We start from the raw sequence: 25,620 nt of genomic DNA on the forward strand, positions 1-25,620 counted from the left end.
TGGGAGTTGAGAGAGACATGACGAACACCGATCTGCGCGGCGCGGTCGAGGGCAGGGTCCTGGTGCCCGGCGACGACGGGTTCGAGCAGGCGGCCACGGCGTGGAACCTGTCGGTACGCCAGCCCGTGGCCGCCGTCGTGGCGGCCACGGACGCCGATGACGTGGCGGCCCTGGTGCGGTACGCGAACAAGGCCGGGCTGACGGTGAGCGCCCAGCCGACCGGCCACGGCGCCTCGGGCGACACCGACGGGGTCGTCCTGCTGCGTACCGGGCTGCTGGGCGGCGTCGAGGTGCGCCGCGAGGAGCGGGTGGCCCGGGTGGGCGCCGGGGTGAAGTGGGGGGAGGTGCTGGCGCAGGCCGGACCCCTCGGCCTGACCGGCCTGGCCGGGAGCAACCCCGCCGTCGGCGTGGCCGGCTACACCCTCGGCGGCGGCCTGAGCTGGTTCGGCCGCAGGCACGGGTTCGCGGCCGACAGCGTGCGCGCGTTCGACGTGGTGGGCGCCGACGGTGAGCCGGCCACGGTGACCGCCGGGTCGGACCCGGACCTGTTCTGGGCGCTGCGCGGCGGCGGTGGCGACTTCGCGCTGGTCACGGCGATCGAGTTCGAGCTGTATCCCGCGCCCGCCCTGTACGGGGGGCGCATGCTGTGGCCGGGCCACCGCGCCCGCGAGGTGTTCGAGGCCTTCCGCGAGATCACCGCCGAGGCACCGGGCGAGCTGTCCGTATGGTTCAACCGGGTGCAGTTCCCCCAGGCGCCGGCCATGGTCACCGTGGACGCCGCCTTCCTCGGCGAGGAGGGCGAGGGGCGCGCGCTGCTCGCCCGGCTGGACAAGATCGACGATGTGATCGCCGACAAGCGGGGGCCGATGGCCGTGGCCGACCTCGGCGACATCACCGCCGAGCCCACCGACCCGGCGCCCGTACGCTCCCGCACCGAGCTGCTCACCGGCCTGGACGACGCGGCGGCGGAGGCCCTGCTGGACGCGCCGATGGAGCCGCTGGTCGCCGTGCAGGTCAGGCACCTGGGCGGGGCGCTGGCCGCCGCCCGGCCGGACGCGGGGCCGAGCGGTCCCATGAGCGAGCCGTACATGGCCTACCTGCTCGGCGGCGCGTTCAACCCGGAGATGGCCGCGGCCGTGGGCGATCGGCAGCGGGCGTTCGCCGAGCAGCTCGGGCCGCTGGTGAGCGGGCGCAAGCCGTACACGATGTTGGCGGGCGGGGACCGGGCCGCGGCGGCCTTCTCCGAGCCGGACCTCGCCCGGCTGCGGGACATCAAGCGGGCCCGCGACCCGCACGGCGTGCTGCGCGCCAACTTCCCGGTCCGCGCGTGAACCCGGCGGTGTGGGGGCGGGCCCGCCCGAAGCCTCCGGTCAGAGGATCTGGCCGGAGGCGAAGGCGTGACTGCGGCGCACCAGCTCCCACACCGTCTCCAGCTCGTCCTCGTCGCGCGGCCCGTACAGCAGGACGAGGGTGGGCGGGCAGCGGCCCTCGTGCACGATCGGGTGCAGCTCGGCCCACCCCTTCTCGACGGCCTCGGCCGCGTCGGCCTCGGGCAGGAGCGCGTGCAGGCTCCCGTCGAAGACGCCGTGCAGGTGCGCGAACTCGGTGCTATCGCGGACGAACGCCGAGGCGGGCCCGTACGCGTGCGCCGGCTCCATGTGCAGCGCGCGTGTCTCGGGCAGCGAGACGACGCTGGGACCGGTGCGTACGTGGTCCAGCCCGGACATGCGCCGCCACAGCTCCTCCTGCAGCTCCACCGGGGCGATCTGGTCGAGCTGCTGGTGCGGGATCTCCGGAGTGGTCGTGGGCCGCTCACCCAGCCGCTCCCCGAGAACGAACAGAGCGGATGTAACGGTCATCTCTGTCTCTTTAGTGCTCACACTTAGTTATCGTACAATTACCCTCGGTCGGCGTTCCATGGTGGTACGTCCTCGACGTCGCGGACGCCGCGCAGGGCCACATGGACCGGCAGCGGCGACAGGACGATGATCGCCCCGGCCGCCCACAGGGTCGCCCGCGGCCCCGCCACCTCCCCGAGCATCCCCCCGAGCAGCGCGCCGAGCGGGAACAGGCCCATCATGAAGCAGCGCATCGTGGCGTTGACCCGGCCGAGCAGGTGCCCGGGGCACAGGTGCTGGCGCAGGCTGACGCTGGTGACCGCGTACACGATCTGGCCCAGCTCGCCGGCCGCCGTGCCCACCACGAGCAGGGCGGCCGCCCACCCGGGTCCCGCCAGGGGGCCGAGCAGCGTGACCGGGCCGGTCACGGCCAGGGACAGCCAGATGATCCGGGCGGAGCCGAAGCGCCGGGCCAGGCGGGGCGTGAGGGCCGCGCCGATCATGACGGTGACCGAGCCGAGCGCGAGCACGATCCCGATCACCGTGGGCGGCAGGCCGATCGTGCGGACCATGAAGATGAAGGACACCGCCGAGGCCATCGCGAACGAGAAGTTGCAGGCCGCGCTGGTGAGCAGGATGGCGCGAAGGAGCCGGGTCCGCGCGACGAACGCCAGGCCGTCCCGGATCTGCGTCCCGAGCCGGACCCCGTCCGTACGGCTCGGCGCGGCCGGCTCGCGCGTCCTGATCGCCAGCAGCGACACGGCCGACACCGCGAACGTCACGGCCTGGATCAGCACGACGTTCGCCGCGCCGAGCAGCGTGGTGGCCCAGCCGCCCAGGCCCGGCCCGACGAGCTGGCCCCCGGCGCGTACGGTCTCCATGGCCGAGTTCCCGGCGAGCAGTTCCGCCCTGCCGACGACGGACGGCAGGTAACTCTGGTAGCCGACGTCGAAGAAGACCCTCGCCACGCCGCTCAGCAGCGAGACCAGCACGAGGTGGGCGAGGGTCGGCGTCCCGAGGAGCGCCGCGAGCGGGATCGTCGCCAGCAGGACGGCGCGGGCCAGGTCGGCGGCGACGAGGACGGGCCGGCGGCGGCACCGGTCGATCCAGGCGCCGGCGGGCAGCCCGATCAGCGCGAACGCGACCGTCCCCGAAGCCGTGACGAGGCCGAGCTGCATCGGGGACGCCTGCAGGGTCACCACCGCGAGCAGCGGGATCGCGACCGCGCTGACCTGGGCGCCGAGCTGGCTGGTGGTCTGGCCGAGAAGCAGGAGCCGGAAGTCGCGGCGCCGGAACGGGGGATCACTGGGCACGAAAGCCTCCAGAGAGCTGGTGGGTGTGCCCCCACCCGCAGCTCCGAAGGCGTCGCTAGGGGAGGGGGACGTTACCGGCCCTCGCCGCAGCCGTCAAACCCGACAGGGCGGGCGGCGGGTAGGCGAACTCCTGGACACCGGCGAAGGTCTGCGGTCCGGTGATGCGGTAGCCGTGGGCGCTCTCGCTCGCCGCGTGCTCGGGGCCGACGTCGACGGTGTCGGCGGTCGACCAGACGCCGTTGACCTTCTGCTTGACGACGTACAGGAACTCGTTGAAGTCCTGGTAGGAGGAGACGAACGTGTTGACGACGGTCAGCGAGCGACGGTCGGAGGTGAGGGACGGTGGGATGTCGGCGCTCTGGTCCTTCCACCGGTAGACGCGCTCCACGTGCAGCGGCTGCCACGCACCGGCGGGGACCCCGTTCACGGTGATGGTGGCGCGCTGCATGCCGATGCCGGCGTCGAGGCGGCGGATCAGGCGTACGCCGGTGTTGGCCGGATCGACGGTCACGGTGAACCGGCTCGACCCGCCCTGGCCGAACGCCCGGCCGTCGTCGGTGACGGTACGGCCCCGAGGGGGCTCGGACGGGCCGCGACCCGGCAGCCAGAAGCCTGCCAGCACGCCCAGCGACGCGGCCGCGAGCGAGGCGAGCATCGCGACCACGAGCATCCGGCGCCGGCCCGGCCCGGGGTTGGGGGCGGGGGCCGTGTCGTGGGGAAGTACGGCGGGCTGCGCCGCCACGGTCGGGGCCCCGGTCGTGGTGGGCTGCCCGGCGGCGGCGGGTTGCCCGGGCGCGGTGGCTTGCCCGGCCAGGGCGGGCAGGCGCGCGATGCGTACCCGCTCCCAGGCCTGCTCCCACGCCGGGAGCCGCTGCTCGGGCACGCGGCACGCGCGCAGGAACGCCACCATCACCGCCTTCTTCGGGAAACGGCGACCGGCCAGCATGTCCGCGCAGGTGGCCCGCGGCAGCCGGGTGCCGCCCGCCTTGTCCGCCCGCGCCTCCAGCTCCCGCAGCGACACGTCGGCCCGCGCGAACTCCTCGGCCAGCAGTCTCACCAGGTCCTCGTGCCGGGTCACCGACTCCAGGCCGGGCGCGGGCGGTTCTCCGGCGATCTGGAGGCCCTCGCCCCCTTCCGCGTCCACGCCCATCGTCCCGGACCCTGCCCTCTCGCCGCACCTGATCGTGATTCACAGTGTACGAACGATGACTCTTCGTGTCCGAGAATTTCCGAGCGGCGACGGCCGCCGTCCGAGCCCGGCCGAGTCCGTCCGCGACCCTGTTGGACACCCCGATCGCGTGGCTTGGCTGGGCTCCGAAGGACAGGGCGCGAAGGAGGAATCACATGCGCGTCAGCAACCGGCCCGCCGGCGTCACCGTGGCCACGGCCTGGCGTTCGTGCACAGGTGGGCGTCCGCGGCGGGGCGCGGCACCCCCGCGGCGCCCGCGCCCGCCGCCGAAGCGTCCCGGGCGCCTTTGACGGGGTCTCCCGCGCCTGCGCTGCGCGGGAGGCCCGCGGGGGTCACGCCAGGGAGTCGATCCAGCGCTCCAGGCGGCGGCCCTCCATGGCCATGAGGCCGGGGTCGCGGAAGGTGTTGGTCAGCAGCGCGACGCCCTGGTACGCGGCCATCAGCGCGACCGCCAGCTCCCGGGCGTCGTCCCGCCCCATGGCCCGGAACTGGCCCTCGATCCAGTCCAGGAGCCCTCCCATGACCTTGGCGATCGCGCGGTCCAGGCCGTCGTCGCGCTTGTCCAGCTCGGAGGCGAGGGTGCCGGTCGGGCAGCCGAACTGGGCGGTGAGGTCGCGCTCCTCGATCCAGCCGTGCAGCAGCGCCTTGAGCCGCTCCGGCGGGGTGGGGAGCCGCTCCAACGCGTCGATCATGGTCTCGAGGTGGCGGCCGTGCGCCTCGATGGCCGCCTCGATGAGCTGGTCCTTGGTCTTGAAGTAGTAGTAGACGTTGCCCACCGGGACGTCGGCCGCGCGCGCGATGTCGGCGAGCGTCGTCTTCTCGACCCCCTGCTCGTGCAGCACTCGTACGGCGGCGCCGGCCAGCCGTTCCCGCTTCCCCGCCCGTGTTGAGTTAGTCACCTGACTCACTATAGACAGGCCCGCCCTCGGCCCGCTATGGTCCGGACTAAGTCAGTCAACTAACTAACTCCATGGGAGCGAATCCATGATCGTAGTCACGGGTGCCACCGGGCAGGTCGGCGGCGAGCTGGTGAGGCTGCTCGCCGCCGCGGGCGAGCAGGTGACCGCGCTTTCCCGCCGGACCGCGCCCTTCCCCGAGGGCGTCCGGCACAGCGCCGGCGACCTGGCCGAGCCCGCGAGCCTGAAGCCCGCCTTCGACGGCGCCGATGCGTTGTTCCTGCTCGTCGCCGGTCAGGACCCGCGCGCCGTCTTGGACGAAGCCGTGGCGGGCGGGATCCGCCGCGTCGTCCTGCTCTCCTCCCAGGGCGCCGGCACCAGGCCGCACGCGTACGGGCACCCGGTCGCCTTCGAGCTGGCCGTGCGCGGATCGGGGCTGGAGTGGACGATCCTGCGGCCGGGCGGCTTCGACTCCAACGCCCTGGCCTGGGCCGAGCCCATCCGCGCCCACCGCACGGCCGCCGCCCCGTTCGGGGACGTCGCCCTGCCGGTCATCGACCCGGCCGACATCGCCGAGGTCGCGGCCGCGGTGCTGCGGCAGGACGGGCACGCCGGGCGTACGTACGAGCTCACCGGCCCCGAGCCGGTCACCCCGCGCCGGCGGGCCGCGGCCATCGGCGACGCCCTCGGGGCGGAGGTGCGCTTCGTCGAGCAGACCGAGGAGGAGGCCCGCACGCAGATGTCGCGGTTCATGCCGGCGCCGGTCGTCGAGGGCACCCTGGCCATCCTCGGCACGCCCACCGAGGCCGAGCGGCGGGTCAGCCCGGACGTGGAGCGCATCCTCGGCCGCGCCCCGCGCACGTTCGCCGACTGGGCCGCCCGCAACGTCGCGGCCTTCCGATGACGACGACCCCCGCACTGCCGGGCCCGGCGGAGTCCTTCCTCGCCGAGCCGCGCGTGGCCACCCTCACCACGCTGCGCCCCGACGGCTCCCCGCACGTGGTCGCCGTCCGCTTCACCTGGGACCGCGACGCGGGGCTGGCCCGCGTGCTGACCGTCGCCACCTCGCGCAAGGCCCGCAACCTGGCCGTCCCCGGGCGGGCCGCGCTCTGCCAGGTGGAGGGCTTCCGCTGGGTCACCCTCGAAGGCGCCGCCACCGTGTCCCGCGATCCGCGCCGGATCGCCGAGGCCGCCCGCCGCTACACCCGGCGCTACCTGTCCCCGCCGCCCGATCCGCCCGGCCGGGTCGTGATCGAGATCGCGGTGGACCGAACCCTGCACCTCAACACCGGAAAAGGACCATGAACATGCCCATCCAGAACGTGCTCGACTCCACGATGTCCTACCGGGAGCTCGGCGAAGGCGCGCCGATCGTCCTCCTGCACGGCAACCCGACCTCCTCCCACCTGTGGCGCGACGTCATGCCCGCCATCGGCCGGGGCCGCCGACTGGCTCCCGACCTGATCGGCATGGGGGAGTCCGGCAAGCCCGCCGTCGCGTACACCTTCGCCGACCACGCCCGCTACCTGGACGCCTGGTTCGACGCCCTCGACCTGGACGACGTGCTGCTCGTCGGCCACGACTGGGGCGGCGCGCTGGCCTTCGACTGGGCCTCCCGCCATCCCGGCCGGGTGCGCGGCATCGCCTTCACCGAGGCCGTCGTCAAGCCGATGACCTGGGAGGAGTTCCCCGAAGGCGGCCGCGAGCTGTTCCGGGCCATCAAGACCGAGGGGGTCGGGGAGGCCATGATGCTGGACGGCAACGCCTTCCTCCGCGAAGGCCTGCCCGCCACCGTCCCGACGCTGACCGACGCGGACATGGCGGCCTACCTGCGGCCGTACCCGACCAGGGAGAGCCGGCTGCCGCTGCTGCGCTGGGCCCGCTCGATGCCGCTGGACGGCGAGCCGGCCGACGTCGTGGCCCGGATCGAGGCGTTCGACCGGTGGCTGGCCGCCAGCGTGGAGGTGCCGAAGCTGCTGATCGACTTCCGGCCCGGTCCCGGCACGATGTGGACGCCGGAGACCGTCGCCTGGTGCGCGGCCACCATCGCCTCCCTCGAGATCGTGGCGCACGAGGAGGTGGCCGGGCACCACACCCCGGAGGACCACCCGCACGTCATCGCGGCGGACGTGCGGGAGTGGATGTCCAAGCAGGGGTGGTAGCCCGGCCCCCAGTGCTCACCCGACGGGTGCGGCGATCTGGATGCGGTCGATGTCCGGCGCGTAGCCCGCGGAGGCGTTGCCGAACGTGATCGTGTTCGCGCCCGCCGCCAGGACCACGTCCACGACCGTGGTGCGGTAGTTCGACCAGCCGAGCGTGTTGCGGAAGTAGTGCCGGTGGGCGGCGCCGCCGTTGACCGAGATGTCGGCGTAGCGGTCGACGATGTTGGTGTTGTAGTTGGTCGCGCCCTCGCCGAGCTCCCCGTTGGCGTAGGTGACGACCATGCGGTAGCGGCCGGCGGCCGGGACGGTGACGTTGTTGAAGCGCAGCGTGTTGGCCGCGCCCGCGCCGATGTAACCCACGTAGCCGCCGCCCGACGCGGCGGCGTTGGCGGCCACGCGGGCGGTGCCGCCGAGCGTGTTGGCGGTGGATTCGGCCTGGTAGGAGGTGATGGTGCCGGTCGCGGGGGTGACCTCGAGGTAGTCGAGGTTGACCGCGTCGCGGTCGTCGGTGGCGTACGCGCCGACGTCCACGCGGTTGATGCCGGCCGTCAGGAACACCTTCGTGGTGACCGTGTTCCAGGTGTTCCAGTCGGCGGTGCCGGGCAGGGCGACGTCGGTGAGGTCGGAGCCGTTGAGCCGCAGCCGCACCGAGCGGGCGGCCGGGGCGCCGGTGTACGGGCCCGCCGAATACCTCAGGGCCAGGTTGTAGTAGCCGTCGTTCGGCGCCGTCACCACGAAGTTCGTGCTCGCGGTGGTGCTGGCGCCGTACCCCTCGGAGAAGGACGTGCCCGAGTAGCCGGTGTTGGGCCCGTACGTGACGCGCGCCGAGCCGGACAGGGCGGCGTACTCGGCCTCGTAGCGGGGGCCCGCCGGCGACAGGTCCTTGTCCGGCGTCACGATCACGTGGTACGCCGAGGAGCCCTTCAGCCCCGTCAGCGGGATCGTGATCTGCCCGCCGGAGGCCGTGAAGTCCGACTCGGTCACCCGGTAGGGGCCGGGGGAGGGGTTCAGCCCGGTGTCGTCCACGCCCCACACCGTGGCGTGCACCGTGCTCCCCAGGGTGGCGGGGATGCCCCGGACCACGAGGTCCGTGTCGTAGACGCCGGAGGCGGGGTTGTTGCCGCCGAAGATCACCCGGGCCTGCTTCCGCGCCGGGTCGTACGCGGCCAGGCCCTGCAGGGAGCCGCCGGGCGCGGGCGGGGTCACGGCGACCGTGGTGCCGGTCAGCTCGCCGTACCACTTGTACAGCCACCACCCGCCGGTCGCCTGGTTGTTCCTGGTCACCAGGTCGTTGAGCCCGCCGGCCGTCGTCCAGTACGCCAGGCAGCCGTCGACCTTGCTGTTCTCGAACCTGGCCACGAACTGCACCAGGTTCCCCGGCACGCCCAGGTCGCCGGACGAGCGGCCGTACTCGTTGATCGTGATCGGACGCGGCGCGATCCCGAGGCTCGTCTCCATCGCCCGGTAGTCGGCGTAGTGGGTGTGCCAGCCGGTGAAGAAGTCGTTCCCGAGCTCGTGCCAGGTGGTGACGTCGGGCAGCACGCCGTTGTCGCGGGCGAACGTCAGGAACGCGCGCAGGTCCGCCGAGCGGTAGGAGGCGAAGTTCGGGCCGGCGATGCGGGCGCCCGGGTCGATGGAGCGGATGCGCTGGTGGACGGCCTTGTAGTCGTTGAGGAAGGCGGTCAGGTTCCCGGCGTACCAGATCTGGTCGGGCTCGTTGAAGGGCACGTAGACGTACGAGGTCCGGTACGGGTCGGCGACGACCTTCCTGGTCATCGTGTCCACCTTGGCCAGGTAGTCGGCCAGGCCGAGCCGCTCGTACGGCCACTCCTGGTAGATGTCCTGCATGTAGATCTGGATGTCGCGGCCGCCGACCCGCTTGAACATCGGCGCGATCTTCAGCGCGTCGCCGTTCGGGTGCTGCCGGCCGTCGGGGGCCTTCTGGGCGGTGACCTGGGGTTTCAGGGCGGCGAGCATGGTCTCGTTCGGGATGCCCTCGTCGCCGAGCCCGTACAGGAAGCCGGTGGCGCCGTAGCGCAGCGGGCCGGTGGGCGTCGCGAGGTCCACGACGAGCTGGGACGCGGCCCGTGCGGGGGTCGCGGGCAGGGTGCTGGTCACGATGATCGCCGCCGCCAGAGCCACCGCCGACCAGGCATTCTTCCTCCACATGACAGTACGGCCTCCTGATGTGACCGGTCACAGATTCTGCTTGAGTGTGATCGGTCACATGGGGGAGGGAAAGAGGGTGTTATCGGCTTGTTACCGGGAAATGTCGCCCAGCCGAATGCATACGCGTGTTGGCCTACACTTGTTGTCATGCCTTTCACCGAAAGATCCGCCGGGACCCGGGCCTCCATCCTCGCCGCCGCCAGGAAGCTGCTGATCGAGCGCGGCTACGAGGCCATGACGATCCGGGCGGTCGCGTCGCTGGTCGGCGTGGACCCGTCGATGGTCATGCGCTACTACGGCAGCAAGGCCGGGCTGTTCAGCGCCGCCGTGGACGTGGACCTGCAGCTGGGCAAGGTCGAGCGGCCGCCGCTGGACCGGCTGGGCGAGCTGCTCGTACGCCACTTCCTGGCGCGCTGGGAAGGCGATCTGTCGGACGACGTGCTGATCCTGCTGCTGCGCTCGGCCAGCACGAACCCCATGGCCGCCGAGCGCATGCGGGAGGTGTTCGAGCGGCAGATCGCCGCGTTCGTGGCCCGCGCGACCGGGGCCGACGACGCCGCGTACCGGGCCGGCCTGGCCAGCACCCAGCTCCTGGGGCTGGCCCTGACCCGGTACGTCCTGCGGTTCCCGCCGATGGTGGACGCCGAGGTCGAGACGCTCGTACGCGACATCGGGCCGGTGTTGCAGCGCTATCTGGCGGGCGCCTAGCGGATGCTGTTCCCCGTGTAGCGCCTCCTGTCCGAGACCTGGAAACACCTACGGACAGGGAGAGACGGATGACGATTCTCGTGACCGGCGCCACGGGGACCGTCGGCCGCCAGATCGTGGCGCAGCTCGTCGAGTTGGTCGAGGTGGCCCTGCGGCGACCTGGCCGCGTCCGGGACGCCGGCCCCGGCGCTGGAGGGCGTGACGCGCGTCAGCGTGCTGAGCGGCTGGAACGAGACCTCGGTGGAGGAGGCCCTGCGGGCGGGTGAGCTGGGGTGGACCGATGCGGGCCGCGGGGGTTCCGGGATGAAAGTTTCAGCAGGAACCCGCAGGTCGGTGAGAGCCCGACGGCGGTGTGTTTGACGGCCACCCGGGAGCGTGCGATCAAGGCTCGGACGGGAACGACGGCTCACCCGAGTTCGGCCGCCCCGGCCGAAGCCGCGCGTATGGCGGCTCGGCGCGACGACACGAGCGGCAGCGCGAACGGACAGCCGGAACTGACAAGCCGGGCCTTGAGGGAGCGCGCCCTTCCTCGAGGCCCACGGATGTTAGCGCTACCAGAAACGGAGGACCGGCGTGAAGACACTCATCCGACGCCTGGCCATCCTGCCCGTCCTGCTCATCTGCGGGTTCCTGTTACCCCTTCGACCGGCCCTGGCCGACACGAACGTGGCCAGGAACGCGACCCCGTCGGCCTCGTACACCTCCCCCTGGGAGACCACCGCCGCGATCAACGACGGCATCGACCCCCCGAGCTCCAACGACACCGTGAACCGCCGCTGGGGCACCTGGCCCGACACCGGCACCCAGTGGGCCGAGCTGACCTGGACCTCAGCCCAGACGATCAAGTCGGCCGAGGTGTACTTCTTCGACGACGGCGGCGGCGTGCGCGTACCGGCGTCGTGGAAGCTGCAGCGCTGGACCGGCAGCGCGTACGCCGACATCCCCGGCACCTACCCGGTCTCCGTCAACGCCTACAACAAGATCACCTTCTCGGCGGCCGTGAGCACCACGCGGCTGCGCGCCGTCCTGCAGAGCGGTCAGGCGTCGGTCGGGCTGCTGGAGGTCAAGGCGTGGGCCGCCGACCCGCCGGGCGGCGGCACGGGCTGGAACCCGCCGGCCAACCTCGTCACCCCGCTCAACGAGGTCTGGCAGCACCAGGAGAGCACGTACCCCAACCTGTACGGCTTCCGCAACTACGGCTGGGACCAGGTCATGGCCAACGGCGGCTCGATCAACTACTGCGTGCGCTGGGACTCCGGCGCCTCGGTGACCGCCGCCCAGCGCGACCAGATCCACGCCACGCTGGCCCGCCAGTTCAAGAAGTGGATGGACCTCATGGTCGGCCACAACGGCTGGCCGTACAGCAGCGTGCCGGTGAAGGTGGTGGGCTGGGCCGTACGCGACCGCGCCCAGCTCCAGTGGAGCGACAACTCCGTCGACATCTACGTCAACAACATCCGCGAGAACGCGCCCCAGTGCGCCGAGCCCTGCGGCCGCTTCTTCAACCAGAGCGGCAACTACCCCAACTGCCCGGGCGGCGCGTCGCACCACTACGACATGTCGCTCTGGCTGACCTCCGGCTTCGGCGGCGGCGCCGGCGGTGACTGGGGGCAGCGGATCGGCAGCGAGTATTACATGTCCAACCTCAACACCGACAACGTGCACATCCTGCTGCACGAGATGGGCCACTCGTTCGGGCTGGACGACTTCTACGACTGGACTCCCACGGGGGTGTGCTGCTTCCTGATGAAGGCGGGCAGCGCGTCGTCGATCACCGAGTTCGACGCGTGGATGTTCCGCGACTGGTGGCGCCACCTGAAGAGCCGCTACGGCCTCTGACGGGGAGCATGCCGCCGGGCTCGGTCGATGGACGCCTGCCGGGCCCGGCGGCTACAGGGTCACGTAGTGGTGTACGAGGGCGGGTTCGCCGGCCGCGTTGACCCAGTGGGCGCGGCTGCTGCCGACCCTGCGCCAGCCGGACCGCTCGTAGAACGCGATGGCCGCCTCGCCCTCGGAGGACACCTCCAGTTTCAGCGGCCCCCGCGCGGCGGCGCGAACCGCGTCGAGGAGCCGGGCCGCCAGGCCGCGCCCGCGTGCCGGCGGGGTGACGAACAGGCGGACGATCTCCCCGTCCCGGGTGAGACCCACGTGGCCGAGCACGCGTCCCGCCTCGACCGCGATCCAGGCCGACGTCAGGCCGGCCGGAGCCAGCCAGCCCCACGGGTCGTCCGGCCAGTCCACGGGATAGCGGTCGGCGCGCTGGACCTCGGCGAGCGCCGCCACGCAGGCGGCCTCGTCCTCGGGGGTTCTGCGGCGGATGTTCACCCGGACCAGCGTAGGGCCACGATCCGGGCCCGCCGCGTGCGGCTCGGGTCCCGGAGGTGCCGGCCCCGCGCCAAGCGGGGAACCGGCGTGACCGGCACCGTGCGTCGTGTGACGCGGACCGTGCCGGGCGGAGGCGGCCCGGGGGAGGTCGGCGGGCGTGGGATCGGGTGGGGCGGAGGGGGTGGGGGTTGCGGCGCGGCGCCCTGGTGCTGGATGCCGGCCGGGCGCCAGGAGCGCCGCGCCGCGGGGCGTGGCCGCGGTCCTCAGGGACGGGCCGCGGTCAGGCCGTCAGCGTTGTTGCGTGCAGTTCGCGGACTCCGGCGAGGCGATGGGGACCTGCACCCCGATGCCTGCGGCGTCCAGGCCCGGCACGCAGACCTTGGCGTTGTTGAGCACGTCAACCGTGCCCTTGACGTCGTGCGGGACGTGCGCCACCGCCGGTGCGGCGAGCGCGGACAGCGCGAACGCCCCGGCGAGGGCGACGGTGGTGATGCGGATCGGATGGCGCATCGGGACAGCCTTTCTGGTTGCGGAGGGGGCCAGTGTTCTCCCTGAGGTGTTTTGCCGCTGACCTTGACAACGGAACGTGACGTGCAGTTACGCTGCGCTGTCAAGTTCGCAAGGGCAACCTGGCGTCACTGTTGCGATCCTGTGATGCGCCATCGGCGGTCCCGAGGAGACCAAGGGTCAGGTCAGGGCGTCGAGGGCGCGGTCGACGTCGTCCTCGGTGGTGTAGACGTGGAAGCTGGCGCGTACCTTGCCCGCCCGGACCGCCGCCCGGATCCCGGCCGCCGCCAGCCGCTCGCCGGGCGCGTCCACCGAGACGATGGCCGTGTCGGACGGCTCCAGGCCGAGCCCCGTACGGAAGCGGTTGGCCAGGGCGACGTCGTGCTCGCGGATGCGCGCGACGCCGAGCTCGTTGAGCAGCTCGATGGCGGGGGCGGCGCCGACGTAGGAGAACCACGCGGGCGACAGGTCGAACGCCCGAGCGTCGCCCGCCAGACGCAGCGGCGGGCCGTAGTAGGAGCCGCCCTCGTCGGCGCCGCCGTACCAGTTGGCGGCCAGCGGGCGCATGCGCTCGCGCAGGCGCGGCGACAGGTACCCGAACGCGGCCCCGCGCGGCGCCATCAGCCACTTGTACGCCGCGCAGGCCAGCACGTCGAGACCCGCGACATCGACGGGCAGCCACCCGCACGCCTGGGAGCCGTCGGCGATGACCAGCACGTCATGAGCCCTGGCGGCGGCCACGATGTCGGCCCGCGGCGCCACGTACCCGGTGGCCGACTGCACCAGGCTGAACGCCACCGCCGCGGTGTCACGGGTGATGGCGTCGGCCAGCCGGTCGGCGGGCACCGTCTCGACGTCGGCGGCCACGGCCCACGGGAACAGGTTGCTGGTGAACTCGATCTCGGGCACGACGACCTTGGCCCCCGGCGGGAGCGCGGTGGCCACGACCGACATGATCTGCGAGACGGTCGACCCGACGCTCACGTCGGAGACCGGAGCGCCGACGAGACGGGCGAAGGCCACCCGGGAACGGTTCACGGAGGCGTCCCACGGTTTCCAGTCGGTGCTGCCGTGCCGCCATTCGGTCAGCACCGCCTGGAGTTCTTCGAAGGCGCGGCGCGGAGGCAGGCCGTAGGAGGCGGTGTTGAGCCAGCCGGGGTCGGCGTCCCAGAGCTTGCGGGCCGAGGCGATGTCCATGGGATCAGCCTAGGAACCGGAGCGTGGACGGAGGAGGGGAGGTGCCGGCCGGTGGTCTCAGCGGGCGGCGCGCTGCCAGAGAGCGGGCCAGCCGCCGTTGCCCAGCCAGGCGGCCGGGACGCGCAGCCCGTCGGCGGCCACCCGCTCCCGGAACGCCTCCACGCCCGCCCCCAGCTCCGCGGCTCCCGTCAGGGCGCGTTGCCAGGGGCCGTCCGGGTCCTCCAGGCTCGTACGGGGAAAGCCGGGCACGGCCGTCTCCCCCGGCTCGCTCACGGCGACGGACGGGAACCCGGGCTCCGGGGGCCAGGACGTGATCGCGACCACCAGGGAGCAGAGCACCGCCGTGTCCGCGTGCCGCGCGACCTGGTGCGCGAGCATCGGGTCCGAGGCGCGCGCCAGGCGGCCGAGCGCGGCGCGGATCCTGCGGGCCACCAGCTCCATCGAGCGGGCGGGCGCGATCGCCCCGTGGCGGGCGAGGCCGCGCAGCGAGCCCGGCAGCGGTTCGTCGGCCGCCAGCAGGCCGAGCTGGTCATGGCGGGCGCGCAGGCCGGGGTCCAGCGCGGCGAGAGCGCGTTCCAGCGGGCGCACTCCGGTCGCCTGCCACAGCGCGACCAGGCCGGCCGCCGGCAGCCCGGCCCGGCACACGCTCTCCATCCGGTCGGCGGACAGCCTGCGTAACGCCGTGAGCACCTCGGTCCCCGGGTGACCGGCGTGTGTCTGCGAGCCCGGAAGCGGATGGCTTCGGGCGGTGTCCGCCGTCAACAGCCCTGGACGCCCCCGAGGGGTGGCGGCGGGGGGACGGATTCGGGGGGTGGTGGCAGCCGGGGACGCCGGTCCGGCGGGGCCGGTGGCGGTGATCGTCTCCTCATCCGGGGCGTCGGCGGCCCCGCCGCCGCGGGCGTCGTACAGGGACCGCAGCGTGTGCAGGGCCGCCAGGGTGTCCGGGGCCTCCATGGCACGCCGTGCGAGCTCGGTGAGGGGGCCGCTGACCTCCTGGAACGCCCGGTTCGCCGGCCGCCGGGGCGCCGGGCGGGTCGCCTCGGGCCGTTCGCGTGCGGGAGGTTCGGTGGCGGCGGGCGCCGGGAGGGCGGCCACCCAGCTCGCCACCCGCGTTTCCAGCTCGCGGTCCGGATCGGCGTTGAACCTGGCCCGGATCTCGGCGAGCCGCCAGCCCCGGGCGCGGTGCTGGAGCTCGACGTTGGCCACGATCCTGCCGCTGTCGTCGCGCAGCGCCAGCAGCGCGCACCTGCCCTGCTCGGCGGCCTCGACGTACCAGGGGGAGGCGATGCAGTTGCCCATGTACGACGACCAGCGGGCGAGCATGCGCGCGTCGCGGGCGCACTCCAGGCGTACCCGAGTGCCGGGCAGGATCGTGCCGTCCCGCTCGGCCAGCGGCTCGGGCAGCCGGAACGCCGCGGTGAGGGCCTGAGCGACCTCCAGCTCGGCGACCAGGCCCGCGGTCAGCTCCCGCCAGGTGCGGCTCTTGCGGGCCGGCCGCCCGCCGAACGCCACGAGCTGCGCGGCTCCGGCCAGGGCCGAGGGGATCGAGTCGAGCGGGGGTACGAGCTGCTCCCCGTCGTCCGGGTCCGGGTCCGGGTCGGCGTAGGGGAAGGTGGGACCGTACCGGATGTCAGCCCGGTCGTGGCCGTTGAGCTGGGCGAGCGCATCGGCGAGCTCGGCGTACCAGAGCAGGTCCCCGACCCGCTCCTCCTCTTCCACCGGTACGCCGGCCCGCGCCGCCGATCGCGTGGCCAGGCTCCCCCGCCCGCCGCCGAGCGGTGTCTGGTCCCAGCCGGCCGGGTCGCGGCGGGCGTCGTACCCGACGGCGGCCCGCCACTCCCGCAGGGCCGACATCGACCAGCCGTGCAGTTGCTCGCCGGCCTCGTCGAGCCGCTCGGTGACCGCCTCCATGACGATCCGGGCGTACTCGGCCGCCCGGGCCAGGCGCTGCATGACGTACGGCTCGGAAGGGGCCTTCAGCCTCGCGGCCAGGTCCCTGACGTAGCAGCCGGGACGGGCGGGCAGCCCCGCGAGGCCGGGGACGCGGCGGGCGGCCCGGCCCGCCTCCCAGGACCCCATGAGGCGGGCGGCGGCGGTGAGCTGGGTGGCGCACCGGGCGATGCCCTCCTGGACGCCGTGGTCGGCCACGGCCACGGCGGTACGCAGCAGCACCGTGGCGGCCATCGCGTCGGCCATGGTGCGACCCATGAACACCGTCCACTGCCAGGAGCCCGGCCGCCAGCGGGCCGCCTCGACCAGCGACGGCTCGTGGCCCAGCTCCGTGCGGATCTGGTGGATCAGCAGCTCGTCGTCGTGGGCCCGGTAGCGGGTGGTCAGCTCCTCCAGCCTGCTCTGCTTGCCCTGGGTGGCCCGCAGCCGCTCCTTTCGCCTGGCCCGCTCCTGCTGCGCCGCCACCTGGTCCCACAGGTCGAGGAGGAGGTCGAGACGGCGGCGCGGGGGGAGCGGCTCGAGGACGCGCTCGAGGTGGCCGGCCATGGTGGAGGCGGCGGCCCGCAGGGTCGATGCCACGGCGGGGGCGCCCAGATGGAGGAGGCGTTCGAGTTGCTCGGCGCCCAACACGCCGCTGGCCGCCGAGGCGAGCTGGAGCGCCGCCCAGCGGCCCTCGGCGATGGCCCGGTTCGCGGCGGCGGCGACGGGCTTGGTCGCCTCCGCGCCGAACAGCGCCACCAGCACCCCCGCGCGCTCGCCCAGCCGGTGCAGGCCGTCCGGCCCCAGCACCGATACGGCGGCCAGCACGGCGTCGCGCCGGTCACCCCGCACCCCGTCCAGGCGGGCCGACACGAAACCGGGGCACAACTCCACCCCGGCCCCCGCCGCCGTCACCCCGTCCCCGCCCTCCTCCGCGCCAGGGTGGGCGGCCGGAGGGCCGGTCGCGAGGAGCCGGGTGAGTGCGGCCAGGGCGGGTGCCGGGTCGGCGCCGGCCGGACCGACCGCGACGGGCGCGCCCGCCACCGGGTCCGCCTCCGCGCCGCTCCCAGCACGGTTCCGCGTACGGCTCTCCGCATCGATCTTCGGGCCGCCCTCCGGGGACTCGCCCGTCACCAGATGTCCCCGTGCGTCCCAGACGTCCTGGTCGCGTCCCGTCACCACACCGAAAGCCAGCCGCACCACAAGCACATGATTCGGGCAACCGGCCGCGCCCGGCAACCGGGTATCACGGATCCACGGCGGCTCGCCGGGCCCCCAGCACCTCGTGCAGCTCCGCCGAGCAGCGCGCCAGGTCGGCCGCGTACGCGTTCCGCCCGAGCGTGCGCGGCCGGGGCACGGCCACGTCCACCACCGTCAGAACGCGCCCCGGATGCGGCGTCAGCACCACGACCCGGTCGGCGAGCAGCACCGCCTCCTCGATCGAATGCGTCACGAGGACCACCGTGGCGGCGTGCTCCATGTGGATCTGCTGCAGCTCGATCGACAGCTCCTCGCGCGTCAGCGCGTCGAGGGCGGAGAACGGCTCGTCCATCAGCATCACGCGCGGCCGCTGGATCAGCGCCCGGCACAGCGCCACCCGCTGCTGCATCCCGCCCGACAGCTCGTGCGGCAGCCGCCGGTCGAACGCCTCCAGCCCCACCATCTCCAGCAGCCCGTACGCCCGCCGCCGGTGCTCCTCCCTCGGCCAGCCGAACACCTCGACCGGCAGCAGCACGTTGTCCAGCACGCTGCGCCACGGCAGCAGCGCCGGGCGCTGGAACATGATGGCGACGTCGCGGCGCGGCCTGACCACCGGCTCCCCGCCGACCCGCACCTCCCCGGACGTGGCCGTGAGCAGGCCCGCGACCAGCCGCAGCAGCGTGGACTTGCCGCAGCCGGAACGGCCCACGACGGCCACGAACTCCCCGTCGGCCACGTCGAGATCGACCTCGCGCAGCGCCTCCACCGCCCCCCGGCGGCCGCGGAACACCTGGGACACCTCGCGCAGCCGGATCACGTGGTGACCTCCCGCAAGCCCCGGGGAACTCGGATCGTCCTCGATCGTAGGCGACGTTCGCGCGGATGCTGAGAGGTTGGCACGCATTCATATTGACCCCCTTGGATGGTCAGTCATGATCTGTGTCATGAGGCGACTGCCGCGCGTCATCACGATCACCGCCCTCGTAGCGACGTTCTCCCTCCCCGCCGGCTGCGGCTCGGGGGCGCAGGAGGCGTCGCCCGCCCGCCCGGCGGCCGACCGGGTCACCTACCTGACCGCGTTCGGCACCTTCGGCCGCGAGGCGTACGCGTACGTCGCCCTCGACAAGGGCTATTTCCGGGAGGCCGGGCTGGACGTCACCGTGCAGCCGGGCCAGGGCAGCGGCGAGAACCTGGCCGCGGTCGCCGGCGGCCGGGCCCACTTCGCGCCCGTCGACTTCACCGCCATGCTGATCAACGCCGCCGGCGGCAAGACGGCCGGCGTCGTCACGGTGGCGGCCATCCACCAGCGGACCCTCGCCGGCCTCATGGCGCTCGGCGACGGCGGCATCGGCCGGCCGAAGGACCTCGAGGGCAAGACCGTCGGGGACGCGCCGGGGTCGGTGATCACCATGATGTTCCCCACGTACGCCAAGCTCACCGGGGTGGACCCGGCGAAGGTCAAGTGGGTCAGCCTGGAGCCCGCGCAGTTGCCCGCCAATCTCGCCTCGGGGCAGGTGGACGCCATCGGCCAGTACGTGGTCGGCCAGCCCACCGTGCGCAACGCGGCCAAGGGCAAGGAGGTGAAGGTGCTGCCGTTCGGCGACGTCATCACCGACATGTACGGCCTGGGCCTGACCACCTCCACCACCCTGGTGAAGGACAAGCCCGACCTGGTCAAGCGGTTCACCGGCGCGCTGCTCAAGGGGCTGGCGTACGCGGTGGAGCATCCGCGGGAGGCGGCCGAGATCCTGGTCAAGCACCATCCGGCCCAGAACGCCGTACCGGCCGCCGCCGAGCTGACGCTGATGGCCCCGTACGTGCGCCCGGCCGGCGCCGAGCAGGTCGGCGCGATGGACCGGGACCGCGTCACCCGCGCGATCGCGGTCCTGCGCGAGGCCGGGGCCTTCGAGGGCCAGGTGGCACCCGAGACGGTGGTGTCGTTCGACCTCGCCCCCAAGGGCTGACCCGGGGTGGAGGAGGACAGGAGCCGCCGGGACGCGGTCACCGCGGCCGGCTGGTCCACCCTGGGCGTGGTCGTCGCGGCCGGCGCGTGGGCCCTGGTCGTCTCGGCGTTCGCGATCCCCGAGATCATCCTGCCCTCGCCCGCCGACGTGCTCGCCGCCTTCGGGCGGATCCCCGGCTACCTGCTGGAACAGGCCGCCATCACGCTCGCCGAGACGGCGCTCGGCTTCGCCCTGTCGGTGTGCTGCGGGCTGGTGATCGGCATCGCCATCGCGGCCTGGCGGGTGGCGGAGCTGATGTTCTACCCGCTGCTGGTGGCCTTCAACGCCGTCCCCAAGGTGGCGCTGGCGCCGCTGCTGGTGGTGTGGATGGGCTTCGGGCAGCAGCCCAAGGTGGTGATGGCGCTGCTGGTGTGCTTCTTCCCGATCGTGCTGTCGGTGGCCAGTGGGTTGTCCTCGACACCGCCGGAGCTGGTGGACCTGGCCAGGTCGCTGGACACCCCGCGGTGGCAGACGTTCATGAAGATCCGCTTCCCGGGCGCGTTGCCGCAGATCTTCGTCGGGCTGAAGGTGGCCATGCCGCTGGCCTCGATCGGCGCGGTGATCGGCGAGTTCAGCGCGGGCGACGCGGGGCTCGGCTTCGTGATCGTCCAGGCCGGGGGCAGTGCCGACACCGCGCTCGCGTTCGCCGCCATCGCGCTGCTCGGCGTCATGAGCATCGCGCTGTTCTACGCCCTGGTGCTGGCCGAGCGCCTGCTGCTGCCCTGGGTCAGGGAGACCACCGCGCTCCGCTGAGCCACGTCACCACCTCTCACCACGACGAACGCCGGCGGCGGACGCCGGCAGCCGACGCGGTGGAGCGAGCTGTCCCCGCCCCCCGCCCCACGACCGACGCGAACGGCCGCCGGCGAGCCGTCCAGCACCGAGAGCGGGCGCTCAGGTGCGCTGCCAGGGGCCGGTGATGGCCAGGACGTGGCCGGGCGAGTAGATGTTGGCGAACAGGATCGAGCCGTCGCCGCTGAAAGTGGGCCCGGCGAACTCGCTCTCGCTGGCCTCGTGGCGGGCCAGCAGGTACGGGACGCCGTCCCGCGTCACCCCCACCAGGTGGTTGTAGCCCTCGCCGTCCTCGGCCAGGATCAGCCCGCCATGCGGCGAGACCATGATGTTGTCGGGCCCGCCGTAGCCGCTCGCGGGGTCGGGGTTGACGCCGAAGATGGTCTTGAGGGTGGCCGTGCGGGCGCGCGGGTCGTAGAACCACACCTGGCCGTCGTGCTCGCGGGTGCTGCCGTCGGAGGTGCGGGCGAAGCTGGAGACGAAGTACGCCCCGCCCTCGCCCCAGTAGGCGCCCTCCAGCTTGTGGGCGCGGGTCACCTGGTCGTCGGTGAGCTGGCGGCGGATCGAGGTGGTGCGGGCGTCGCGGTCGGGCACGTCCACCCAGCGCACCTGGTACGTGGTGCCCGGCCGGGTGGCCTCCGACAGGTCGGCGACGTGCCGGCGGCCCTCGTAGCAGCTCATCGCCTGCAGCCGACCCGCGGTGTCGCCTCCGGGGGCCAGGGCCAGCGCGCGTAAGGCGCCCGTGCCGCCGCGGAAGCCCTGCGGGGGGAGCCAGCGGTAGTAGAGGCCGTGAGGGCTCACGGCGTCCTCGGTGAGGTAGACGGCGTAGGTGAGCGGGTCCACCGCGACGGCCTCGTGCGCGTAGCGGCCGAAGAACTTCAGCGGGACGGGGTCCAGGTTGGCCTCGTTGTCGAAGGCGTACACCTCGAAGACGTAGCCGTGGTCCTTCTGGAACGGTCCGGTCGCCAGGTATTCGGCCTCCTCGCAGGTCAGCCAGGAGTTCCAGGGGGTGCGCCCGCCCGCGCAGTTGTTGAGCGTGCCGGCGAGGCTGACGTACTCCCTGACGCGGTCGCCGCCGGCGGTGAGCTCGATGGTGGTGGTGCCGCCGCGCGCGCCGGGGTCGTAGGTGAGGCGGGGCAGGGTGGGCACGGCGTACGGCTCCTCGAGGATGATCTCGTGGTTGCACACCAGCGCCCCGCCCCCGCCGCGCCCGGCGAACCAGGCCATGCCGTCGGGGTCGCTCGGAGTGGGCTGGCCGCTGTCCAGCAGCGTCACGCCCGCCTCGGCGACGACCTTGTACGAGAACCCGGAGGGCAGGCTGAGCAGCCCGGCCGGATCGGGGACCAGCGGGCCGTACCCGTGCAGGGCGCGGGTGGCGGCGCGGGCGGTGCCGGTCTCCGCGATGGCCTCGATGCTCCCCGCGAGAGCGATTCCCAGACCCCCTGCGGTGCTGTGACGGAGGAACGAACGACGGGACACCGGTGTTGACATGGGAGATCGCCTCCAGTAGCGAGAGGTGTTGCCAGTCGGCGGGTCAGCGCCGCCGCGCTCGCTCCATGTCTCGCACACAAACAACAGATGAATCCAGAATGAACGCCGAATTAAGCGATTTTCTGGGGTGGCGGATAGGGGTCCCCTACCGGCGTCCGGGGAGATAGGAGACGCGCCCCAACGGGTACGCGTACGTTCTCCCGCGAGAAAGGCCGGACACGCCCATGATCGGAAGGCTGATCGAGCTGGGCGGCTTCGGGATCGAGGCCGCCGTCGCGCTCACCCGCAACGGGCTGCTGGGACCGGTGCACCCCGCCGCCCTCGCCCGGGTGGTGGAGGCGTACCGGCATTTCCACGTGACCCCCGCCGCCGGGCTGGCCGTGGCGGCGGCCCGCTGGCCGGACCGCACCGCCGTGGTGGACGAGGACGGGACGCTGACGTTCGCCGAGCTCGACGCCCGGGCGGCGGCGCTGGCGGCGGGCCTGTACCGCCGGCTCGGCGTGCGCCCCGGCCGGACGGTGGCGGTCATGTGGCCCAACGACCGCGGGTTCGCCGAGGCGGTCGCGGCCGTGTCCCGGCTGGGCGCCGACCTGCTGCTGCTCAACACCGGGCTGGCGGGGCCGCGGCTGCGTGACGTGCTGCGGCGCGAGGGCGTGCACGCGCTCATCGCCGCCCCCGGCCTGCCGGCGGTCGACTTCGACGGCCCCCGGGCGGGCGACCTGGACTCGTTGGTGCGCGAAGGCGGGTCCGGGGCCGCTCCGGTGCCGCGGCGGCCCGGACGGCTGGTGCTGCTGACGTCCGGGACGACCGGCGTGCCCAAGGGCGCGCCCCGGCGGCTGTCCATGGCCGCGACGGCCGAGCCGTTCGTCTCGATGCTGGCCACCGTGCCCGTGCGCGGCGGGGAGCCGATACTCATCGCGCCGCCGCTGTTCCACGGGCTCGGGCTGCTCTGGTACGCCGTCGCGCTCGTGCTCGGGTGCCCGGTCGTGCTGATGCGCCGCTTCGACCCGGAGGCCGTCCTCGACGCGCTCGACCGGAACCGCGCCGGGGCGCTGGTGGCCGTGCCGGTGATGCTGAGACGCCTGCTGGCGCGCAAGCCCCGGCGGCTGCCGCACCTGCGGGTCGTGGTCTCCGGCGGGTCGGCGCTGCCGCCGGACCTGGCCGCCGCCTTCATGGACGCCTACGGCGACGTGCTCCACGACCTCTACGGCTCCACGGAGGCCGGCTGGGCCGCCCTGGCCACGCCCGCCGACCTGCGCGCCGCCCCCGGCACCGTCGGCCGCCCGCCGCGCGGGACCACCGTGCGGATCGAGGGCCCCGGCGGGCACGAGCAGCCGGCCGGGCAGGTGGGCCGGGTGCTCGTCGGCGGCGGGCTGACGTTCCGGGCGGACGGCCTCATGAGCACCGGCGACCTCGGGCACCGCGACGGGCGCGGGCTGCTGTTCATCGACGGGCGCGACGACGAGATGATCGTCTCCGGGGGCGAGAACGTCTTCCCGCAGGAGGTGGAGAACCTCCTGTCCGGCCTGCCGGGCGTGGCCGACGTGGCGGTGCTGGGGGTGCCCGACGAGGAGTACGGACAGCGGCTGGCGGCGTACGTGGTGGCCGAGGACGGCGTCACGCTGTCGGCCGACGAGCTCCGGCGGGCGGTGAAGGAGCAGCTGGCGGGCTTCAAGGTGCCGCGCGACGTCGCGTTCGTGCCGTCGGTGCCGCGCAACCAGACCGGCAAGGTGGACCGGGCCCGGCTCACGGGGAGCTGAGCCGGGCCTGCCGCCGGCGAAGCGCAGCCCCCGCTACCGGGCCGCGATGAGCGTCTCGATCGGCGGGTTCACCCGGGCGAAGCCCTCCTGGCTCCGGTACGGGTAGTAGGGATAGGCCGCCGTGACGGTGCTGGCGGCGTCGAGCCGGGCGACCTGGCCGGCGGTGAGGTTCCAGCCGACGGCGCCCAGGTTGTCGCGCAGCTGCTCCTCGTTGCGCGCGCCGACGATGACCGAGGCGACGGTCGGCCGCTGGAGCAGCCAGTTGAGCGCGATCTGCGGGACCGTCCTGCCGGTCTCGGCGGCGATCTCGTCGAGGGCGTCCATCACCGTGTAGAGGCGCTCGTCGGCCACGGGCGGGCCGAAGGCGGCGGTGCGGTGCAGCCGGCTGCCCTCGGGGAGCGGCACGCCGCGCCGGATCCGGCCGGTGAGGCGGCCCCAGCCGAGCGGGCTCCACACCAGCGCGCCGACGCCCTGGTCGCGGCCGAGGGGCATCAGCTCCCACTCGTAGTCGCGGCCGACCAGCGAGTAGTAGACCTGGTGGGCCACGTAGCGCGGGTAGCCGTACCGCTCGGCCGTCGCGAGCGACTTCATGAGCTGCCAGCCGGAGAAGTTGGACACGCCGACGTAGCGGAGCTTGCCCGCCCTGACCAGGTCGCCGAGGGTGGACAGCACCTCCTCGATCGGCGTGGCCGCGTCGAAGGCGTGCAACTGGAACAGGTCGATGTAGTCGGTGCCGAGCCGGCGCAGCGCGTCGTCCACCGCCTTGATCAGCCGCGGCCGGGAGGTGCCGGCCCCGTTCGGGCCGTCGGCCACGGGCAGCCCGGCCTTGGTCGAGATGAGCACCCTGTCGCGCCGCCCCTTGACGGCCTGGCCGAGCACCTCTTCCGAGGCGCCGTCGGAGTAGACGTCCGCGGTGTCGAACATCGTCACCCCCGCGTCGAGCGCCACGTCCACCAGCCGCCTGGCCTCCGCCACGTCGGTGTTGCCCCAGGCGCCGAACAGCTCGCCCTTCCCGCCGAAGGTCCCCGCGCCGAAGCTCAGTGCCGGGACCTGGAGGCCGGACGCGCCCAACTGCCGATATTCCATGATCTCATCCATCCTATTAACGGGTCAGATTTCCCGTTAGTAAGATAACACGCTAACGGCACATCTATTCCATTAGCGGGCTGCGGGCGATGAGATAGACCTGCGGGAAGCCCCGCCTGGCGTCCTCGCCAGGGGCGACCACCAGCCGGGCGACCTCGTCGAGCCCCAGGTCGAGCAGCAGCCCGGCCACCCGGCCGGCCGAATGCCGGTAGGCGCGGTAGGTCACGTGGTCGTACGCCTGCGCCGGCCCTTCCCGGCCGTCGCAGGCCGGAAAGCCGAGCAGCAGGTGGCCGCCGGGCGCGAGCACGCGGCGGAACTCCGCGAACGCCTCCGGGAGCAGCTCGGGCGGGGTGTGGATGATCGAGTGGTTGGCCAGCACCCCGGCCAGCGCGGCGTCCGCCACCTCGAGCGACTCCATCCGGCCCACCTCGAAGCGCAGGTCCGGATGTGCGGCCCGGGCCAGCGCGACCATCTCCGGCGACAGGTCCACCCCGAAGGCGCGCACGCCGAGGGAGTGCAGGTGGGCGGTGACGTGGCCGGGGCCGCACCCGACGTCCGCCACCGGCCCGCCGCCCGCGACCAGCGCCGCGAAGGCGGAGGTCATCGCGTGGTGCAGCGGGTTGTCGTGGTAGCGCGTGGGGATCGACGTACGCCGGTTCGAGTTTCCGGGGTCGGAGCTCGCGAGGTGTGGCGGCCGGCGGTGGCACCGAAGCGCTCCTTGACAGATGCCGACTTTACGATCAAATTAGGCAAGGCTTGCCTAACTAAAGCAATGCCATACCGGCTGGGCCACCAGGACATGACCCAGCCGGGACCGATCGCCCAGATCGGCACGGCCCGATTCCAGGAGTGAACCCATGAACCCCTTCGACGACCCCGACGGCGAGTTCCTCGTCCTGGCCAACGACGAGGACCAGCACTCCATCTGGCCCACCTTCGCCGCCGTGCCCGAGGGCTGGTCGGTGCGCTTCGGCCCCGACACCCGGGCCGCCTGCCTGGCCTACGTCGCCGCCACCTGGACGGACCTGCGCCCGCGCAGCGTGCGGCGGTGACGC

General features: G+C 73.3%; 24 protein-coding genes. 11 read left to right on the forward strand and 13 right to left on the reverse strand.

Annotated elements, in window-relative coordinates:
• Positions 1-17 precede the first annotated feature (17 nt).
• Positions 18-1,331 carry an FAD-binding oxidoreductase gene (locus ACBJ59_RS22775; RefSeq protein WP_375112235.1) on the forward strand — a complete coding sequence of 438 codons (1,314 nt, stop codon included), beginning with the start codon at positions 18-20 and terminating at the stop codon, positions 1,329-1,331.
• Between the two features lie 39 nt (positions 1,332-1,370).
• On the opposite strand, the gene ACBJ59_RS22780 is transcribed toward ACBJ59_RS22775, so the two are convergent.
• From ACBJ59_RS22780 to ACBJ59_RS22795, 4 genes are all read right to left on the reverse strand, one after another.
• Positions 1,371-1,859: a luciferase family protein gene (locus ACBJ59_RS22780; protein ID WP_375112236.1), complete on the reverse strand. Its 489-nt coding sequence runs from the start codon at positions 1,857-1,859 to the stop codon at positions 1,371-1,373.
• A 38-nt stretch (positions 1,860-1,897) separates the two neighbouring features.
• Positions 1,898-3,151, reverse strand: coding sequence for an MFS transporter (locus ACBJ59_RS22785; RefSeq protein ID WP_375112237.1), 1,254 nt, complete (start codon positions 3,149-3,151; stop codon positions 1,898-1,900).
• A gap of 55 nt (positions 3,152-3,206) precedes the next feature.
• Positions 3,207-4,301 carry a hypothetical protein gene (locus ACBJ59_RS22790; RefSeq protein WP_375112238.1) on the reverse strand — a complete coding sequence of 365 codons (1,095 nt, stop codon included), beginning with the start codon at positions 4,299-4,301 and terminating at the stop codon, positions 3,207-3,209.
• Positions 4,302-4,672: 371 nt separating this feature from the next.
• Positions 4,673-5,239 carry a TetR/AcrR family transcriptional regulator gene (locus ACBJ59_RS22795; protein WP_375112239.1) on the reverse strand — a complete coding sequence of 189 codons (567 nt, stop codon included), beginning with the start codon at positions 5,237-5,239 and terminating at the stop codon, positions 4,673-4,675.
• Positions 5,240-5,324: 85 nt separating this feature from the next.
• Here ACBJ59_RS22795 and ACBJ59_RS22800 point away from each other — a divergent pair, with 85 nt between their 5' ends.
• Genes ACBJ59_RS22800 through ACBJ59_RS22810 form a run of 3 tightly spaced genes read left to right on the forward strand, consistent with a single transcriptional unit; the run spans position 5,325 to position 7,398 of the window.
• Complete coding sequence (locus ACBJ59_RS22800; protein WP_375112240.1) at positions 5,325-6,140, forward strand: NAD(P)H-binding protein; 816 nt, start codon at positions 5,325-5,327, stop codon at positions 6,138-6,140.
• Positions 6,137-6,541: a pyridoxamine 5'-phosphate oxidase family protein gene (locus tag ACBJ59_RS22805; RefSeq protein ID WP_375112241.1), complete on the forward strand. Its 405-nt coding sequence runs from the start codon at positions 6,137-6,139 to the stop codon at positions 6,539-6,541. The genes ACBJ59_RS22800 and ACBJ59_RS22805 overlap by 4 nt, the downstream gene beginning before the upstream one ends.
• Before the next feature lie 2 nt (positions 6,542-6,543).
• Positions 6,544-7,398 carry a haloalkane dehalogenase gene (locus ACBJ59_RS22810; protein WP_375112242.1) on the forward strand — a complete coding sequence of 285 codons (855 nt, stop codon included), beginning with the start codon at positions 6,544-6,546 and terminating at the stop codon, positions 7,396-7,398.
• A 15-nt stretch (positions 7,399-7,413) separates the two neighbouring features.
• Here ACBJ59_RS22810 and ACBJ59_RS22815 read toward each other — a convergent pair whose 3' ends face one another.
• The gene (locus tag ACBJ59_RS22815) at positions 7,414-9,567 is read right to left on the reverse strand and encodes a CBM35 domain-containing protein (protein ID WP_375112243.1); all 2,154 of its coding nucleotides are present in this window, start codon (positions 9,565-9,567) and stop codon (positions 7,414-7,416) included.
• Between the two features lie 147 nt (positions 9,568-9,714).
• Between ACBJ59_RS22815 and ACBJ59_RS22820 the strand changes: the two genes are divergently transcribed.
• The 3 genes from ACBJ59_RS22820 to ACBJ59_RS22830 all read left to right on the forward strand — a co-directional run bounded on the left by ACBJ59_RS22820 (position 9,715) and on the right by ACBJ59_RS22830 (position 12,114).
• Entirely contained in the window at positions 9,715-10,275 is a 561-nt protein-coding gene (locus ACBJ59_RS22820; RefSeq protein WP_375112244.1) for a TetR family transcriptional regulator, read from the forward strand.
• A 68-nt stretch (positions 10,276-10,343) separates the two neighbouring features.
• Positions 10,344-10,541, forward strand: a complete 198-nt coding sequence (locus ACBJ59_RS22825; RefSeq protein ID WP_375112245.1) for a hypothetical protein — start codon at positions 10,344-10,346, stop codon at positions 10,539-10,541.
• 307 nt (positions 10,542-10,848) lie between these two features.
• Positions 10,849-12,114, forward strand: coding sequence for a hypothetical protein (locus ACBJ59_RS22830; RefSeq protein WP_375112246.1), 1,266 nt, complete (start codon positions 10,849-10,851; stop codon positions 12,112-12,114).
• A gap of 51 nt (positions 12,115-12,165) precedes the next feature.
• Here ACBJ59_RS22830 and ACBJ59_RS22835 read toward each other — a convergent pair whose 3' ends face one another.
• The 5 genes from ACBJ59_RS22835 to ACBJ59_RS22855 all read right to left on the reverse strand — a co-directional run bounded on the left by ACBJ59_RS22835 (position 12,166) and on the right by ACBJ59_RS22855 (position 18,250).
• Complete coding sequence (locus ACBJ59_RS22835; protein WP_375112247.1) at positions 12,166-12,600, reverse strand: GNAT family N-acetyltransferase; 435 nt, start codon at positions 12,598-12,600, stop codon at positions 12,166-12,168.
• A 288-nt stretch (positions 12,601-12,888) separates the two neighbouring features.
• On the reverse strand, positions 12,889-13,110 hold the full coding sequence (locus ACBJ59_RS22840; protein ID WP_375112248.1) for a hypothetical protein: 222 nt from the start codon (positions 13,108-13,110) through the stop codon (positions 12,889-12,891).
• 177 nt (positions 13,111-13,287) lie between these two features.
• The gene (locus ACBJ59_RS22845) at positions 13,288-14,304 is read right to left on the reverse strand and encodes an aminotransferase class V-fold PLP-dependent enzyme (protein WP_375112249.1); all 1,017 of its coding nucleotides are present in this window, start codon (positions 14,302-14,304) and stop codon (positions 13,288-13,290) included.
• Positions 14,305-14,361: 57 nt separating this feature from the next.
• Entirely contained in the window at positions 14,362-17,436 is a 3,075-nt protein-coding gene (locus ACBJ59_RS22850; protein WP_375112250.1) for a hypothetical protein, read from the reverse strand.
• 43 nt (positions 17,437-17,479) lie between these two features.
• The gene (locus tag ACBJ59_RS22855; RefSeq protein WP_375112251.1) at positions 17,480-18,250 is read right to left on the reverse strand and encodes an ABC transporter ATP-binding protein; all 771 of its coding nucleotides are present in this window, start codon (positions 18,248-18,250) and stop codon (positions 17,480-17,482) included.
• Between the two features lie 127 nt (positions 18,251-18,377).
• Here ACBJ59_RS22855 and ACBJ59_RS22860 point away from each other — a divergent pair, with 127 nt between their 5' ends.
• Entirely contained in the window at positions 18,378-19,397 is a 1,020-nt protein-coding gene (locus ACBJ59_RS22860; RefSeq protein ID WP_375112252.1) for an ABC transporter substrate-binding protein, read from the forward strand.
• A 6-nt stretch (positions 19,398-19,403) separates the two neighbouring features.
• Entirely contained in the window at positions 19,404-20,189 is a 786-nt protein-coding gene (locus ACBJ59_RS22865) for an ABC transporter permease (protein ID WP_375112253.1), read from the forward strand.
• Positions 20,190-20,330: 141 nt separating this feature from the next.
• Here ACBJ59_RS22865 and ACBJ59_RS22870 read toward each other — a convergent pair whose 3' ends face one another.
• Positions 20,331-21,719: an alkaline phosphatase PhoX gene (locus tag ACBJ59_RS22870; protein ID WP_375112254.1), complete on the reverse strand. Its 1,389-nt coding sequence runs from the start codon at positions 21,717-21,719 to the stop codon at positions 20,331-20,333.
• Positions 21,720-21,943: 224 nt separating this feature from the next.
• Here ACBJ59_RS22870 and ACBJ59_RS22875 point away from each other — a divergent pair, with 224 nt between their 5' ends.
• Positions 21,944-23,479, forward strand: a complete 1,536-nt coding sequence (locus tag ACBJ59_RS22875) for an AMP-binding protein (protein WP_375112255.1) — start codon at positions 21,944-21,946, stop codon at positions 23,477-23,479.
• Between the two features lie 33 nt (positions 23,480-23,512).
• On the opposite strand, the gene ACBJ59_RS22880 is transcribed toward ACBJ59_RS22875, so the two are convergent.
• Both ACBJ59_RS22880 and ACBJ59_RS22885 read right to left on the reverse strand, forming a co-directional pair.
• Positions 23,513-24,565: an aldo/keto reductase gene (locus ACBJ59_RS22880; protein WP_375112256.1), complete on the reverse strand. Its 1,053-nt coding sequence runs from the start codon at positions 24,563-24,565 to the stop codon at positions 23,513-23,515.
• A 64-nt stretch (positions 24,566-24,629) separates the two neighbouring features.
• The gene (locus ACBJ59_RS22885; protein ID WP_375112257.1) at positions 24,630-25,169 is read right to left on the reverse strand and encodes a class I SAM-dependent methyltransferase; all 540 of its coding nucleotides are present in this window, start codon (positions 25,167-25,169) and stop codon (positions 24,630-24,632) included.
• A gap of 253 nt (positions 25,170-25,422) precedes the next feature.
• Between ACBJ59_RS22885 and ACBJ59_RS22890 the strand changes: the two genes are divergently transcribed.
• Positions 25,423-25,617 (forward strand): MbtH family protein, encoded by a 195-nt coding sequence (locus ACBJ59_RS22890; protein WP_375112258.1) that lies wholly within the window; start codon positions 25,423-25,425, stop codon positions 25,615-25,617.
• Positions 25,618-25,620: the final 3 nt, after the last annotated feature.

It is taken from the genome of Nonomuraea sp. MTCD27 (assembly GCF_041950495.1).
In the GTDB taxonomy this organism is placed as follows: Bacteria; Actinomycetota; Actinomycetes; order Streptosporangiales; family Streptosporangiaceae; genus Nonomuraea.

Bases quoted from the DNA above. Each gene is read 5' to 3' on its own strand.
- ACBJ59_RS22775 (WP_375112235.1), top strand. From the start codon at position 18: ATGACGAACACCGATCTGCGCGGCGCGGTCGAGGGCAGGGTCCTGGTG.
- ACBJ59_RS22780 (WP_375112236.1), bottom strand. From the start codon at position 1,859: ATGACCGTTACATCCGCTCTGTTCGTTCTCGGGGAGCGGCTGGGTGAG.
- ACBJ59_RS22790 (WP_375112238.1), bottom strand. From the start codon at position 4,301: ATGGGCGTGGACGCGGAAGGGGGCGAGGGCCTCCAGATCGCCGGAGAA.
- ACBJ59_RS22800 (WP_375112240.1), top strand. From the start codon at position 5,325: ATGATCGTAGTCACGGGTGCCACCGGGCAGGTCGGCGGCGAGCTGGTG.
- ACBJ59_RS22805 (WP_375112241.1), top strand. From the start codon at position 6,137: ATGACGACGACCCCCGCACTGCCGGGCCCGGCGGAGTCCTTCCTCGCC.
- ACBJ59_RS22810 (WP_375112242.1), top strand. From the start codon at position 6,544: ATGCCCATCCAGAACGTGCTCGACTCCACGATGTCCTACCGGGAGCTC.
- ACBJ59_RS22815 (WP_375112243.1), bottom strand. From the start codon at position 9,567: ATGTGGAGGAAGAATGCCTGGTCGGCGGTGGCTCTGGCGGCGGCGATC.
- ACBJ59_RS22820 (WP_375112244.1), top strand. From the start codon at position 9,715: ATGCCTTTCACCGAAAGATCCGCCGGGACCCGGGCCTCCATCCTCGCC.
- ACBJ59_RS22825 (WP_375112245.1), top strand. From the start codon at position 10,344: ATGACGATTCTCGTGACCGGCGCCACGGGGACCGTCGGCCGCCAGATC.
- ACBJ59_RS22840 (WP_375112248.1), bottom strand. From the start codon at position 13,110: ATGCGCCATCCGATCCGCATCACCACCGTCGCCCTCGCCGGGGCGTTC.
- ACBJ59_RS22845 (WP_375112249.1), bottom strand. From the start codon at position 14,304: ATGGACATCGCCTCGGCCCGCAAGCTCTGGGACGCCGACCCCGGCTGG.
- ACBJ59_RS22860 (WP_375112252.1), top strand. From the start codon at position 18,378: ATGAGGCGACTGCCGCGCGTCATCACGATCACCGCCCTCGTAGCGACG.
- ACBJ59_RS22870 (WP_375112254.1), bottom strand. From the start codon at position 21,719: ATGTCAACACCGGTGTCCCGTCGTTCGTTCCTCCGTCACAGCACCGCA.
- ACBJ59_RS22875 (WP_375112255.1), top strand. From the start codon at position 21,944: ATGATCGGAAGGCTGATCGAGCTGGGCGGCTTCGGGATCGAGGCCGCC.
- ACBJ59_RS22880 (WP_375112256.1), bottom strand. From the start codon at position 24,565: ATGGAATATCGGCAGTTGGGCGCGTCCGGCCTCCAGGTCCCGGCACTG.
- ACBJ59_RS22885 (WP_375112257.1), bottom strand. From the start codon at position 25,169: ATGACCTCCGCCTTCGCGGCGCTGGTCGCGGGCGGCGGGCCGGTGGCG.
- ACBJ59_RS22890 (WP_375112258.1), top strand. From the start codon at position 25,423: ATGAACCCCTTCGACGACCCCGACGGCGAGTTCCTCGTCCTGGCCAAC.